The following is a 13,361-nucleotide window of genomic DNA, read 5'->3' on the forward strand; positions in this document are numbered from 1 at the left end:
CTCTTGAACCTTCTTCCCCGCTCTTTTTATTTGCTTTCGTATCTTCTCTACAAAACTCTCTCCCCCTAATACGGGCACCCATTTCCGACTGGAATAAAACCTCCTTAATCTGTCTTCTACCTCAGACCCCATATACTCCTGAAATGCCTCTAACCGCCCCTTTTTAGGAAACCGCCCCAATACCTGCTTCACATCCAACCATTGGGGCCTTTTCTCTTTTTTCATATACATCCGATAACTGCTCCATGGATATCGATCTAAACCTCGAACCAACCCTGCTTCAACAGGATCTCGGTGGATATACCGTACCACACTTAATAAATACGACTCCTCATCCACGACAATGGCCTTGTACCTACCCCTGAACAGCGGACCATCCCGATGATGTCTCCTATTATAACGTTGGGTATACAACCCATCCAAGTGACGCATGATTCGCGATAGATTGGCTTGAGGGGTTTGAAGAAGAACGTGGTAGTAATTTCCCATCAAACAATAGGCAAACACTTCAATGCCCCACATCTGATGGCATTCACCCAGCAGGTTTAAAAACAATTCTCGGTCTACCCGATCAGTGAAAATTTTCTGATAGGCCAGACCCCGGTTCATGACATGGTAATAGGCATCGGGATATTCGATTCGAAGTGGACGGGACATGAAGGGAGCCTACCATAGTTTCAAACATGAATCAAGACGAGATTTGACCCCTCTCCTAACATGAATCAAGACGAGATTTGACCCCTCTCCCCCTCTCCTTGAATCAAGACGAGATTTGACCCCTCTCTGACCCCTCTCCTCTCCCTCGACCCCTCTCCAGGAGAGAGAGGTTTTACTTGCAGGGCAGGTTCTACGCGAACTTCTTCTCCATCAAGGACCTTTAGAATCTTCTCTAACGTCCCATCAGAATTGGGGAAACTCCAGTGTTTCTTCTCAGGGTACCACCTATGCCCCTCTATCGTTTTAACCTTTGCAACACTTGACGGGTCATATGGGAAGGCAACGATTATCCTCCCTGATGTGTCTTTGCTGATATTGACCGTTGCCTTAGGTAGATACCATTAGACCATTATCGTGTTAAGAAGTCCAAACAAAAGCCCACTCCCCTGGAATGTGTTCTGGAGCATGCCATTTTCCATGAAAAAGGGCTATCAGAATATTATATTACAGTAGTATAATTCTTTTACAAAGTTAATCTGAAGTCAAAATTACGATTTGAAAGCTGTATAGTTCCTAATGTTTCTCGACGCGCGAAGTTCAGGAAGAAATTCACATTGGGAGTTTCCTGGTTTATACCCACCACAATAGTTGTTTTGAAAGGTTTGGAATTTTGGCTCATCGTGGAAGTGAGTGGGTAAATTTCGTCATTACCCGTCTGTCCGGCGGGCACTTGCAGGCAGGGGAAAGCGAAAATCCAGGCCCTTCCCGTCATTCCCGCGAAGCCTGTCCTCGAATGACTTTATCGGGGAGCGGGAATCCAGAAGATGTTGATTTTTTGAATCCTGGATTTCCGATAAAACCATTCGGGAATGACGAACTGGATTTTGCAGGAACCTCTAATACTTCAAAGGCTTCAACCACAGAATGACTTTGACTTGACCCTTGCCCTGTATGGACCTTAAACACTTTTTAACAATTTTTACCAACTCGATTTCACGAAGACCCATAATTTTTAAACACCCTCTTCCCTGAATAATTTTATTGAAATTTTTCTTTCCCTTGGGCCATCCAATTCCACCAACAAAATACTCTGCCAGGTTCCAAGGCAAAGGTTCCCACCGGCAATGGGAACTGTAAGGCTGGGTCCCAGAATAGAGGCAATCATATGGGAGGGAGCGTGAGTTGGGTCATGGGCATGGCGGAAGAGGATTTTGGGTATCATTGCGTTTAAAACATCCAATAGATCGTCTTCGGTCCCTTCTCCCACCTCACCAACGGTCAGCGCAGCAGTGGTATGCTGAATAAAAAGATGACAGGACCCGTTTTGAATATTTCCCTGTTGAAGGACCTGATTCACTTTCCGGGTGATATCAACCACCTGGTGGGAATCGTTTGTCTTTATCTTTAAAAAAGTGGCGTTCATGGAAAGCTTTTCTCCTATTCAAGGAAGGTTTTCCTAAAAAATGAAAAACTTATAAACGCAATCCTTTCGGAACAAGAAAACGTTCCCCGATCTCAAATATTCCTTGTGCAAATAAAGCTAAAAGGGCGGCGGGAACCGCCCCTTGTAAAATCAGACCCACGTCATCAAGACGAATACCGGTTAAAATAGGCTGGCCGTAACCCCCTGCCCCAATCAGTGCCCCTAATGTTGCGGTCCCGATATTAATGACGGCAGATATTTTTATTCCGGCTAAAATGGTTCGTGAAGCCATCGGCAATTCAATACGAAATAACCGCCACCCAGAAGGTAAACCCAAGGCAACAGCGGACTCTCGAATAGAAAGAGGAATTTCCTTGAGACCGGTATAGGTGTTTCGAATAATGGGTAAAAGACTATATAGAAAAAGGGCCATTACGGCAGGGGGGCCACCAATTCCAAAAAAAGGAATCATAAAAACCAAAAGGGCTAAGGAAGGAACTGTTTGGAACATCCCCGCGGTCCCCAAAATCATTTGTCCAATCCGTGGGCGCCGGTCCGCAAAAACCCCCAGGGGGACCGACAGGAGAATGGCACCTGAAAGAGAGACCCCAACTAAAAAAAGGTGTTCTTGGGTATAGCGCCATAATTGTTGCACAGGGGTCTCTTCTTGGAAATGGGTTTTGACCCCAAGGTGGTTTTCAAGAAAATCCGCTGCTACCCGAGTTTCTGAAATCCGATTAATTTTGGAGGCAGCATTTAAGACAACCATGTCCGAATCGATGATTCTTCCCTCCAGCCATTTCAAAACCTTCACCGCTTCAGGAAAACGCTGGAACAAATCTGAGCGATACAGTAAAACAGCATGATAATCGGGAAAATAGCCATGATCATCCTCAAGTACCCGGAGCCCATAGTAGGCAATTTCCGCATCGGTGGAATAAAGGTCCATGACTTGAATCGAACCCATGTCCAGTCCCCGGTAGGCCAGGTCGTGGTCCAAACCGTTCACGTTGGTTTGAGGTAGATGGTAGACTTCCTTAAGACCGGGCCATCCATCGTTTCGGTCCATAAATTCATTGGTAAATCCAAACACCAGCTCTGGGTGATGAACCAGGTCTGAAATCCGGCGGACCCCTAACCCATCCGCTACCTCCTCCCGCATTCCGATGGCGTAGGTATTATTAAAACCCAAGGGTTGGCTCATGAGAATGCCTTTTTTCTTTAAAGCCTGGAGAAGGTCTTCCTCATTTTGCAGAGGAGTCCCCGCCAGGATTTCATACCGGAGGGTCCCTGTATAATCCGGATAGATGTCAATTTCTCCGGATAGCAAAGCATTCCATAAAACCCGGGTTCCTCCCAACTCCCGCCGATGAACCACCTCTTGACCTTTTTGTTCGAAAAGAAGACCCATCATTTCCCCAAGGATGACCGATTCTGTAAATTTTTTTGAACCGATGGTTAGCACCTGTTCCGAAGCTCCAAGCGATGGAAACAGATATCCCGTAGAAAGAAATAAAAAAAGAAAAAAACCCAATCGGCCATTCCCACTCATGATGAGTTACCCATTTTGGTTTCGAGGGGAAAACGCTGAGCTCGAATAAACTGTTTCACAAAAGGGTCGCAAGGGATCTCCATCAGGTCTCGAATGCTTCCTTGCTGGATAATGTTCCCCTCACGTAACAAAACAATGACATCCCCAAAAAAAGCCGCTTCACCCATATCATGAGTAACTATGACCACCGTTTTTTCCAATGTTTGAAAAATGTCCTTCAAATCATTTTGAAGTCCATACCGAATCATCGGGTCCAGTGCGCCCAAAGGCTCATCCAACAAAAGCACGTCAGGGTCTAGCATCAAAGCACGCATCAAAGCCACACGCTGGCGTTGCCCACCCGATAACTGGGAAGGGAAGCGGTCCAGTCCTTCTTCGGGAAACCGGGTAAGGGTAACCATTTTGGCCAAACGCACTTCCCGCTCCTCCAAGGACCAACCCAAATACTTTGCCATGAGAACGATATTTTCCCGCGCCGACAGGTGAGGGAAAAGTCCTCCCTCTTGGATCACATATCCAAAACGCTTTCGAAAGGTAAAAATATTTTCTGGGGAAAGGGCGGTTCCTTCAAAAAGAACCTGTCCCTGGTCAGGTTGAATCAACCCCACCAGCATGCGAAGGATGGTAGACTTGCCACAACCGCTGGGTCCGATGAGAACAGTGGTTTTTCTGGAAAGAATAGATAAATCGGTGTCTTTTAAAGCAACAGAGGATTGGTAACTTTTTGCAACACCTTGGAGTTCAAGCATGATCCCGATGATCAGTTAATTGAAAGAGGTTAAAAAAACAAAAACGTGTTCCTTTTGATCCAAAATTAAATATTCGGTTGAAAAACCCTCAGTCTGCTCTAACTGGGATACCACCTCTAATGAAGTGAGCAAAATTTTTCCATTGATCAACTTAAATTTTGAAATTTCACGTGTTGTGCTTTGCAACCTTATTCCTCGGATGGTAATTTTTTCAAGGACGTGGGTGACGGCGGTGCCTTTAAAACCACCGTTTTCAATTTGAATATCGAGCGTCGATCTGGAAAAGGTATAATCCTCCACCACACCAAAAGCGTCGATCAAATGCTGGCGGTACTCTTCCCGATTAAAATTCAGCTTTTGGGTTCCGTTTTCATCTTTTAGGGTAACGTGAATGGAAACATCCGGTGCCATGAACTGAATATGCGTATTGGCATCTCTTTTTCGAATGGCATCATCCATTTTATCCAAGATGGATTGGATCTTTTTCGGATTCAGGGTTTCCACGGCCCTTACCTCCATGGTGAAGGAAATAAACCAAAACAAAGAAAAAATGATGATCGCCCAACAGAGGAAAGGCCTATTCCATTTCATATTTCTTCCCTAAAAAAAGAAAACGTTTTTCACATAAAACGTTCAAACTTTAAATTTATTGAAAGCCTTGAGGTCTTGTATAAACCAAACCATAGGAAGGGTCAACCAAAAAGGAAAAAAGGAATTGGAAGGCATAAAAAAAACTTGGGTGAAGATTCACCCAACGGTGGTAGAGAGTAAACCCACAAAGGTCATGAAGAAGGCCACGTAGCAATAAAGGAAGCTTTTCATAAAGTTACATAAACGAGTGAGTTCACTGTCATTCAGGGAACGGTAATGCCCTTTTCTAAGAAACCGAATGGTATCCATATTTTTCCGAAACCCGGGGATAAAAAGGTAGGAGGATTTTACCAAAGCATCATAAGCCATTTGGTGCCTTTTTCTAAGAATTGAAAATACCTTTGCAACCATAAAAAACCAACTAAAACTCGCCAAAATCAGGGTCCAAACCAGAGTAGGCAGAATTTCGCTCATTTCCTCTCTCCAAAAATGTCAGATTATCAATTTTATCTTGTGTCTGCAAGAAATAATTGATTCAATGGCGAAACATTTGTGGGCCCTACTGGAGGGGCTCCATTAAAGGGTATCCTAATTTTTTAAACTGTCAACGGTTGAACGCTCCCCCTTGCCTCTTGTAAAAGAGGCCTTTCCCAAACCCATCTTTAAAAAAACCAATTTCCCCTTGCCATAACACCACAATATCGTTAAGATTAATCGTTGCCTGGCTTTACATAAGAGACTTCAATGGATCAAAAAATTGTAAAAGGGAAATTTTTGATTGCAACCCCAATTCTCCGGGACCCAAACTTTTGGCAGACTGTGGTACTGCTATGTGAACACGGTCCAGAGGGATCTCTTGGGTTAGTTCTCAATCGCCCTACAGAGGTGGAAGTGTCTACCGCCGTTAACAGCCTACCCAACCTTGCAGGCGTCGGGAGAGTTTTCTCTGGAGGTCCCGTCCAAAAAAGCGCAATGTTAATCCTCTGCCATGGAAATGAACCTACCGAGGGAAGCACCATTCTCAAAAACATCTTCTTAGCAAAAGACTTGGATATGATGAAAATTCCCGGTTTGTTAGGTCCAGAAGGGAAAATTAAATGTTTCCTGGGGTATGCAGGATGGGGCCAAGGCCAACTTGAAACGGAAATTAAAACAGGGGCATGGAAATTACTCCCCGCCAATTCCGATCTCATTTTTATTCCCGATCCCACCTTTCTGTGGCAGGAGATGATGCACCGCCTGGGAGGGGAATGGGAAATCTACGCCACCATGCCTCCCGACCCGAATCTCAATTAATCCTCTTGAATTGACCCTTTCTATTCTTCCTCTTCCGGTCCTCTTTTTTGATCCTCCCTAAAAAATTACGGGTCCGGTCTCCACCCAGCCTTTCTCCCCAGATACCCGTCTTTGAAAAGAGGGGTTGGGGTCAACCCATCCATTTTTCACTATCAAAAAACAAAAGTTCAAAGACCCGGATTTTGCCAAAACCTGACCTCTGAAGTATATTTTATCAGGAAGATGCCATAAATCTTAAATAAAAACAGAAGAAAATTGATGCCAGAAACCGTCCATGTTCAAGACCCATTGATCGATTTTGCCCCCCCTTGTCAAACCACCCCTTTCGACATCATTCGCCAAATCAAAAATGATTTGGAGCGACTATTAGACCGAATGCATACCGAGGTTTTGTTTGCCATCCGTATACTGAGATTATGTAAGGCCATCCAACGGGTGTGTCACCTTGATGAAAATGCCGTATTGGGAACTCTTTTTCTCGAACACACTGGGCGCTACTCAGTGAATCATCCCGTCAACACCGCTTTAATTTGTGAGCTGGTTTCCAAAACGTTGGGTTTCCCTCTCCCAAAAAGGTTTTCGCTGCTAGCGGCTTCCCTAACCATGAATATATCAATGGTATCCCTGCAAGATACGCTATTCTTTCAAAAGGAACCATTAACCCCATCTCAAAAAGAAGAAATCTACCGGCATCCCGAAAAAGGGGTTGAAAAATTACGGAGGTATGGGGTGAAGGATAAAATTTGGTTGGATGCGGTACACCAACACCACAAATTTTTGGATGGGTCCGGTTATCCGGAGGATGTCCAAATCCACGCTATAGCTGATGCGGCCCGCATCCTAAGCATTGCAGATATTTTTTGTGCCAAAATTTCCAATCGTGGTTATCGTTTGGGGCTACTGCCCAACACAGGGTTAAGAGAACTCTTTTTGGTTGAACGAAACCAGCATGTGGATTTGGAGATGGTTACCCAGTTGATCAAAGTGGTTGGAATATATCCTCCCGGTACCTTGGTTCGCCTAATCAATGGTGAATTGGCTGTGGTCACCCACCGGGGAGAAAAAGCCCACCAACCCCTTGTCCAGGTAGTAGCTAGCCCAAAGGGCATTCCTTTAACCGAACCCGTTCTACGGGATTGCAGTTTTAAAAAATATGGGGTAAAGGAAACTTTAAGCAGTACCTCCTTAAAATCAAAAATTAACCCTTACCGTTTATGGGGTTACGAAAAATAAACAAAAAAGCAAACGGCTTTTGGTCAAAGTTTGTTCAATAAGAATGTCGGGAGTAAAAAATGAAGGTAACGTTTTTCATTTTATCCTTGTTTATCCTTTTCAATTCAAAACCCCTTTTGGGAAAAGCGGAAATCTACCAATATAAAGACCATCAAGGACAAAAGGTTTTTACCAATGATATGTCCAAGGTGCCCCCGGAATTTCGAAAAGAGGTGGACATTATCCAAGAGAAGAATCTCCCGCCACTCCATCTGATTGCCGATTCCCCGGTTCCGAGAAAGGAAAAAGAGAACCCCCGACCCCCCCTCCAATCTTCATTCCTATTTTACGCCGCTTTCATCCTGTTAACCGTATTGATGTTTTTGGGTTTTACCCTGAAAGGGTTCAAAGGGTCCCTCATTCGGATAGGATTTAAACTTCTGGCGATGGCTTTTATTAGCATCGCCATTGCCATCATTTTTTTAGTGCAAGGAGGAATCATCCCATTTCAAACAATGGAAACATCCCTTTCCGGGTCTTCTTCATTTTCTCCGATTCAAAAAATTCAAAAAAAGGTGGAACAGGTTGAAAAGGATTTTAAAAATAAAGAAAACCTGTTAAATTTGGTTAATCCCTGACATTTTAAAATGATCTCTAGGTCTAGCGTCCAACGGAATTCTCCTTCCCTTATTGAATTTCAATACCGTTTTCCGAAGGCCTTTGAATGGATCCTGCCCAAATGGGGGTCAAAGGTATTGTGAAATAAAAGACCAAATGGTATAATGTGTGTGATTTTCAGCCAGGTGACGAAAACACCTGAAGACTCTAAGTTTTACTGCCACCTCTTTTCCTCCCCCTCCCCCGAAGGAAGATAGCGGTAAATTCTAAACCCAGAGGAGTATCCATGGACTCCAAAAGGCAGGAAGAGGTCTTTTCAAAAATAATCTCCGTCCGGCGGGATATTCATCAAAACCCCGAATTAAGCTGGGAAGAGCACACAACCGCTAAGACCATTTGTCAATTTCTTCAAGAGCACAAAATCAAATTTAAAAAAAACATCGCCAAAACCGGGGTGGTGGCCGAATTTCCAGGCCCCCCAGGGGTTCCCAGTATCGCCCTGATGGCCGATATGGATGCCCTGCCCATCCAGGAAGAAACCGGGCTTGATTTCTCCTCCGCTCATCCGGGTGTCATGCACGCATGCGGCCATGATGGACATACCGCTATGCTATTGGGTGCCGCCCTTCTTTTAAAAAAAGAAGATACACTTCCTGCCCCTGTTAAGATTGTTTTCCAACCCGCTGAAGAAAAGGGAACCTGGGCCCTGGCCATGATTGCCGAGGGAATTTTAGATGGGGTGGGAATGATCTTTGGAGGCCATTTAGACCGACATTATAAAACCGGTACGGTGGTGGTAACGGAGGGGGCTGTCAATGCTTCCTCCGACACCTTTACCATTGAAATCATTGGCCAAGGAGCCCATGGCGCAAGACCCCATGAAAGCATCGATTCCGTGGTTATCGGCTCTTTGATGGTAATGGCCCTTCAAACCATTGTATCCAGAGAAGTGGATCCCACCTACCCCTCTGTGGTTTCCGTGGGGCGTTTTGATGCAGGAACCGCCTCCAATGTGATTGCCGGCCGGGCAAAACTGGAATGACCCCCTCCGTTCAGGCTATTTCAGATTTGGTGATGCGGGGGTTTGTCCTAAAAGACGTGGCGCCTCGGATCATCCAGGTTGCCTCTGAAATCCTTTTGTTTTCAGGTCTGAATGATGAACAGCTGACACGATTGGCCAGCACCTTCTCGGTAACCACTTTTCGAGAAAAAGAACGGGTTTTTGCCGAAAAGGAGGAACCGGTAAACATGTATATTCTCCTGGATGGCATGGTCAGTATCCGAATGGGCAACCCCACCGCAACCATTGGTTATGTAAAAAAAGGAGAAATTTTTGGTGAATTGTCATTACTTTCCTCGAAAAATCATTCAGCAACGGCTGTTGCTGAAACCCGGGTTGAAGCGGGGGCGCTGAACCATCTCGACCTTTCAGAATTAACCCGCCAACGACCGGATATAGGGTTGATTATTTATCGAAATTTGGCCATCGGATTGGGGGAAAAGTTATTACGGTCAGATATCTCTTTACGAGATCAATTGTTGAATAAGACCTTGGATAAAAGTAAACTGAAAAAAAAATTTAAAACAACAACCAAACTTTCTTAGTGTTTTGATCAAGCGGTTTTAAAAAAATTTGAATTAAAAAATAAGGAGGATTTACATGAGGTTTGTTCAATGGACGATGGGTGTATTGGTTATTACCGGCTGTTTGTTTTTCCCTCTTTCAAGTTACCCTCGCGCATCCGCTTCTCCAGCTAAACATAAACCCGGTTTCGTTGAAATCCAGATCCGAAATTTCATATTCGAATTTCACGGAGGACTTTTAAAACCAGACCTGCCGGCCACCATTTTGATTAAAAACCTGGACAAAACCCAACATGGTTTTACCTCCCCTCTGTTGGAAGAAGTAGAGGTCAGGGTTGAAACTGAAAGCGGGATCAGTTATGGAAAAGGAATCAGGGGGGTATATATTAATCCTCAACAGGAAATTCAAATTCACTTCACCCCTTTAAGAGAGGGAAACCTTACCTTTCGCTGTGACCTTCACCCGGGAATGAAGGGGGAATTATTGATGCTCTCTATTGAGGCCATTTAAGGGATCGGATTGAGCGGGTTCCCGGACAATCAACCCCTCAGGCTTTCCATGAAAAGAGAACGAATTAACTGTATAACTCTTCTTTGAAACGGATTTGGATTTTCTCAATGTCGCTTCGGTTTTGAATCAGGGCTTCCACACAATCCCTATCCAGCCTAACCCCTGCAAGCTCTTTCAGCAGGTTGAAGGCCACCTCATTGGGCCAGGCCTCTTTATAAGGCCGTTTACTGGTTAAAGCATCAAACATATCTGCCACTGCAATAATCCGGGCCTCAATCGGTATTCGCTCTCCCACCAAACCATGGGGATACCCTCTCCCATTGATGGCTTCATGATGGAATTCCGCGATATTTCTTAGGACATCGATGTGATGGAGGCTTTCCAAACCAAAATCCCTCAGAATGGTATCAATAATTTCGCGTCCTTTTATCGCATGTCCTTTCATGATCTGATATTCCTCCTGGGTCAATTTATCCGTCTTCTGTAGAATCCGATCCGGAATCCTGATTTTTCCGATGTCATGAAGGGGGGAAAACAAAAATATATGCTCAATCAATTCATCATCCAGGCGGTATTTAGGAGCCAGTGTTTTGGCAATTAATCTCGAATAATGGGCCATTCGATCCAGATGGGCTCCCGTTTCGTTATCGTGAAAAAAAGCCATATCCCTTGCGGCTTTCACGGTGGCCAACATGGTTCGGAAGTTGGTCAAGTCACTGAGGATGATTAAGGAAATTAAATGACCGAAAACGTTCAGGGTGTGGAGAACATTTTCCCCAAAGCAATTTTTTTGGTAGGAATTGAAAAAAACAAATCCAAAAAACATTCCATTGAGAAACATCGGCATGGTGTAACTCGCACCATACCCCTGGGCGGCAATGCGAAGGGTGTGTTCCTGCTTCCCCGGGCCAAACACTTCCAAATCATTAACCACTCTGGGATGTCCGGTTTGCAGAATTTCCTGGAGGGACCCCACCTGGCGCAGTACCGCTTGGTAATTCCCAAGGGGTTCATCGGTCCCACTGCTGTGAATAAATGTTTTTAATAGGTCTGTTTTCGGGTCATAAAGAGCAACCGAAATCCGATCGATGAAATCATACTGTCTCTTCAATGCAGTATGAGTAGAGGTCAATTTTTCAGCGAGGGGAGCGTTTTTATTCAAATCCCCTAAGGTATCCGGAATTTGATACATGGTATTGCGCTCTCACTTCCCGTTTAATAGGTGCTCATTTAGAATACCACCAACGCCTTAATCGTCAAGCATGCTTTTCCTTAAAAAACCCGTAATCTGAAATCCGCCCATTGATAAATACTGAACCCCAACAATCTTTTATCTCCTTTACAGACAAGGGGTTAGAATCCGTTGTTCTTGACAATTCAGCCACTCTGGACTACATTTTAAACCAACAACCCATCACCGCTATCGGTTCCTAAAACATCCACTGGGAATGAAGGAGAGAACCTTGGAAAAACCTTGGTTAAAGTTCTATGAACCCAAAGTCCTCCCCTCTCTGGAATACCCAAAAACAGTTCTCCCTTCGTTTTTGACCCATTCGGCATCACAATTTCCACAAAATCCAGCCGTTTTCTATTACGGAACAGAGATCAACTACGCCTCATTAGAAGACCAGGTGAACCGTTTTGCTAATGCCCTCATCGGTGTGGGGGTCAAACCCGGGGACAGGGTTTCGATCATGCTTCCCAATCTTCCCCAATGCGTCATTGGGTATTATGGAATCTTAAAAGCGGGCGCCATTGTGGTTCAAACCAATCCTCTTTATGTGGAAAGAGAGCTTGAACATCAATTAATCGATTCGGAATCCGAAATCCTAATTGCACTGGATATTTTTTATCCCCGAATTCAAAATTTAATAGGTAAAACCCCTCTGAAAAAGGTTATTCTCACCAATGTCCGGGATTATCTTCCCTTCCTTCTGAAATTTTTATACCCCATCAAAGCCAAAAAAGAGGGACAATGGAACCCGGTCAATATCGCACCCCCTCTTTATGATTTTAAAAATTTATTGAAGGAAGCGTCGCCCACCCCCCCTTCTTCCATCGAAAGTGATCCCGAAAATGTGGCCCTTCTCCAATACACCGGCGGAACCACCGGTATTCCAAAAGGGGTCATGCTGACCCATAACAATTTGGTGGCCAACACGGTTCAGTGCCGACACTGGATGGCCGATCTAAAGGAGGGAAAAGAAGTTTTCCTTTCCGTTATTCCTTTTTTTCATGTTTATGGTATGAGCGTTTGCATGAATCTTTCGATTTATATCGCCTCCGCAATGGTTCTTCTTCCAAAATTTAAAACCGACGATGTTTTAAAAGCCATCAATCGGTATCGTCCAACCATTTTTCCAGGCGTTCAGGCCATGTATGTGGCCATCAACAATCACCCCCAGGTAAAAAAATATGATATTTCCTCTATACAGGCCTGTATCAGTGGAGCGGGGCCTTTACAAAAGGAAGTTCAGGACCAGTTCGAAAAATTGACCGGTGGAAAACTGGTCGAAGGGTTCGGTTTAACGGAAGCCTCTCCGGTGACCCATGCCAATCCCATTTCCGGTCTACGGAAAAAAGGCTCCATTGGGCTTCCTTTTCCCGATACCAATGCGCGTGTAGTAGATATGGAGGAGGGAACCAATGTTCTTTCTGTGGGAGAAATTGGGGAATTGGTAGTCCAAGGACCACAGGTCATGAAAGGGTATTGGAAAAAAGAAGAGGAAACCCAACAAGTACTTAGAGAAGGTTGGCTTCATACCGGAGATATGGCTCGAATGGATGAAGAAGGATACTTTTATATTGTCGATCGCAAAAAAGATATGATCAAAACCAGCGGGGAAAATGTATATCCCCGGGATGTGGAAGAGGTCCTATTTCAGCACCCTAAAGTAAAAGAAGCGGTGATTGCTGGCCTTCCCGATCAATTTTTGGGAGAAAAAATCAAAGCTTATATTGTCCTCAAGGAAGGGGAAACCGCATCGGAAGAAGAGATCCTTCAATTTTGTCGGGAGCGGTTGGCTAAATTTAAAGTTCCTAAACAAATTGAGTTTCGGCAGGAACTTCCCAAAACCATGATTGGAAAAATTCTTCGCCGAGTTTTATTGGAAGAAGAGCTCAAAAAACTAAAGGTTTCTGCGTAGCCCCACTTCGGCAGTAAATTAA

At 44.5% G+C, this 13,361-nt stretch carries 15 protein-coding genes; 8 read left to right on the top strand and 7 right to left on the bottom strand.

Annotated elements, in window-relative coordinates; translation table 11 throughout:
• Positions 1 to 657: transposase (locus VGB26_00075; protein HEX9756176.1), on the bottom strand; the 657-nt coding region annotated here is incomplete at its 3' end.
• 670 nt (positions 658 to 1,327) lie between these two features.
• Between VGB26_00075 and VGB26_00080 the strand changes: the two genes are divergently transcribed.
• Positions 1,328 to 1,585 carry a hypothetical protein gene (locus VGB26_00080; protein HEX9756177.1) on the top strand — a complete coding sequence of 86 codons (258 nt, stop codon included), beginning with the start codon at positions 1,328 to 1,330 and terminating at the stop codon, positions 1,583 to 1,585.
• A gap of 84 nt (positions 1,586 to 1,669) precedes the next feature.
• On the opposite strand, the gene VGB26_00085 is transcribed toward VGB26_00080, so the two are convergent.
• The 5 genes from VGB26_00085 to VGB26_00105 form a co-directional block, all read right to left on the bottom strand.
• Entirely contained in the window at positions 1,670 to 2,080 is a 411-nt protein-coding gene (locus tag VGB26_00085; protein ID HEX9756178.1) for a secondary thiamine-phosphate synthase enzyme YjbQ, read from the bottom strand.
• 49 nt (positions 2,081 to 2,129) lie between these two features.
• Positions 2,130 to 3,632 (bottom strand): glycine betaine ABC transporter substrate-binding protein, encoded by a 1,503-nt coding sequence (locus tag VGB26_00090; protein ID HEX9756179.1) that lies wholly within the window; start codon positions 3,630 to 3,632, stop codon positions 2,130 to 2,132.
• Positions 3,629 to 4,381 carry an ATP-binding cassette domain-containing protein gene (locus tag VGB26_00095; protein HEX9756180.1) on the bottom strand — a complete coding sequence of 251 codons (753 nt, stop codon included), beginning with the start codon at positions 4,379 to 4,381 and terminating at the stop codon, positions 3,629 to 3,631. Before VGB26_00095 ends, VGB26_00090 begins: the two co-directional genes overlap by 4 nt.
• A gap of 15 nt (positions 4,382 to 4,396) precedes the next feature.
• Positions 4,397 to 4,885 carry a nuclear transport factor 2 family protein gene (locus VGB26_00100; GenBank protein ID HEX9756181.1) on the bottom strand — a complete coding sequence of 163 codons (489 nt, stop codon included), beginning with the start codon at positions 4,883 to 4,885 and terminating at the stop codon, positions 4,397 to 4,399.
• 243 nt (positions 4,886 to 5,128) lie between these two features.
• On the bottom strand, positions 5,129 to 5,446 hold the full coding sequence (locus VGB26_00105) for a hypothetical protein (GenBank protein ID HEX9756182.1): 318 nt from the start codon (positions 5,444 to 5,446) through the stop codon (positions 5,129 to 5,131).
• A 270-nt stretch (positions 5,447 to 5,716) separates the two neighbouring features.
• Here VGB26_00105 and VGB26_00110 point away from each other — a divergent pair, with 270 nt between their 5' ends.
• The 6 genes from VGB26_00110 to VGB26_00135 all read left to right on the top strand — a co-directional run bounded on the left by VGB26_00110 (position 5,717) and on the right by VGB26_00135 (position 10,193).
• Complete coding sequence (locus VGB26_00110; GenBank protein HEX9756183.1) at positions 5,717 to 6,268, top strand: YqgE/AlgH family protein; 552 nt, start codon at positions 5,717 to 5,719, stop codon at positions 6,266 to 6,268.
• 258 nt (positions 6,269 to 6,526) lie between these two features.
• Positions 6,527 to 7,501 carry an HD domain-containing phosphohydrolase gene (locus VGB26_00115; GenBank protein ID HEX9756184.1) on the top strand — a complete coding sequence of 325 codons (975 nt, stop codon included), beginning with the start codon at positions 6,527 to 6,529 and terminating at the stop codon, positions 7,499 to 7,501.
• Positions 7,502 to 7,560: 59 nt separating this feature from the next.
• Positions 7,561 to 8,118, top strand: a complete 558-nt coding sequence (locus tag VGB26_00120; protein ID HEX9756185.1) for a DUF4124 domain-containing protein — start codon at positions 7,561 to 7,563, stop codon at positions 8,116 to 8,118.
• A gap of 266 nt (positions 8,119 to 8,384) precedes the next feature.
• Entirely contained in the window at positions 8,385 to 9,140 is a 756-nt protein-coding gene (locus tag VGB26_00125; protein HEX9756186.1) for an amidohydrolase, read from the top strand.
• Positions 9,137 to 9,703, top strand: a complete 567-nt coding sequence (locus VGB26_00130; protein ID HEX9756187.1) for a cyclic nucleotide-binding domain-containing protein — start codon at positions 9,137 to 9,139, stop codon at positions 9,701 to 9,703. Before VGB26_00125 ends, VGB26_00130 begins: the two co-directional genes overlap by 4 nt.
• A gap of 55 nt (positions 9,704 to 9,758) precedes the next feature.
• Positions 9,759 to 10,193 (top strand): hypothetical protein, encoded by a 435-nt coding sequence (locus VGB26_00135; protein ID HEX9756188.1) that lies wholly within the window; start codon positions 9,759 to 9,761, stop codon positions 10,191 to 10,193.
• A gap of 64 nt (positions 10,194 to 10,257) precedes the next feature.
• Here the strand turns inward: VGB26_00135 and VGB26_00140 are convergent, their stop codons facing one another.
• Positions 10,258 to 11,385, bottom strand: coding sequence for an HD domain-containing phosphohydrolase (locus tag VGB26_00140; GenBank protein ID HEX9756189.1), 1,128 nt, complete (start codon positions 11,383 to 11,385; stop codon positions 10,258 to 10,260).
• Between the two features lie 271 nt (positions 11,386 to 11,656).
• On the opposite strand from VGB26_00140, the gene VGB26_00145 reads away from it, so the two are divergent.
• On the top strand, positions 11,657 to 13,339 hold the full coding sequence (locus VGB26_00145; protein HEX9756190.1) for a long-chain fatty acid--CoA ligase: 1,683 nt from the start codon (positions 11,657 to 11,659) through the stop codon (positions 13,337 to 13,339).
• Positions 13,340 to 13,361: the final 22 nt, after the last annotated feature.

Source organism: Nitrospiria bacterium, from assembly GCA_036397255.1.
GTDB lineage: Bacteria > Nitrospirota > Nitrospiria > DASWJH01 > DASWJH01 > DASWJH01.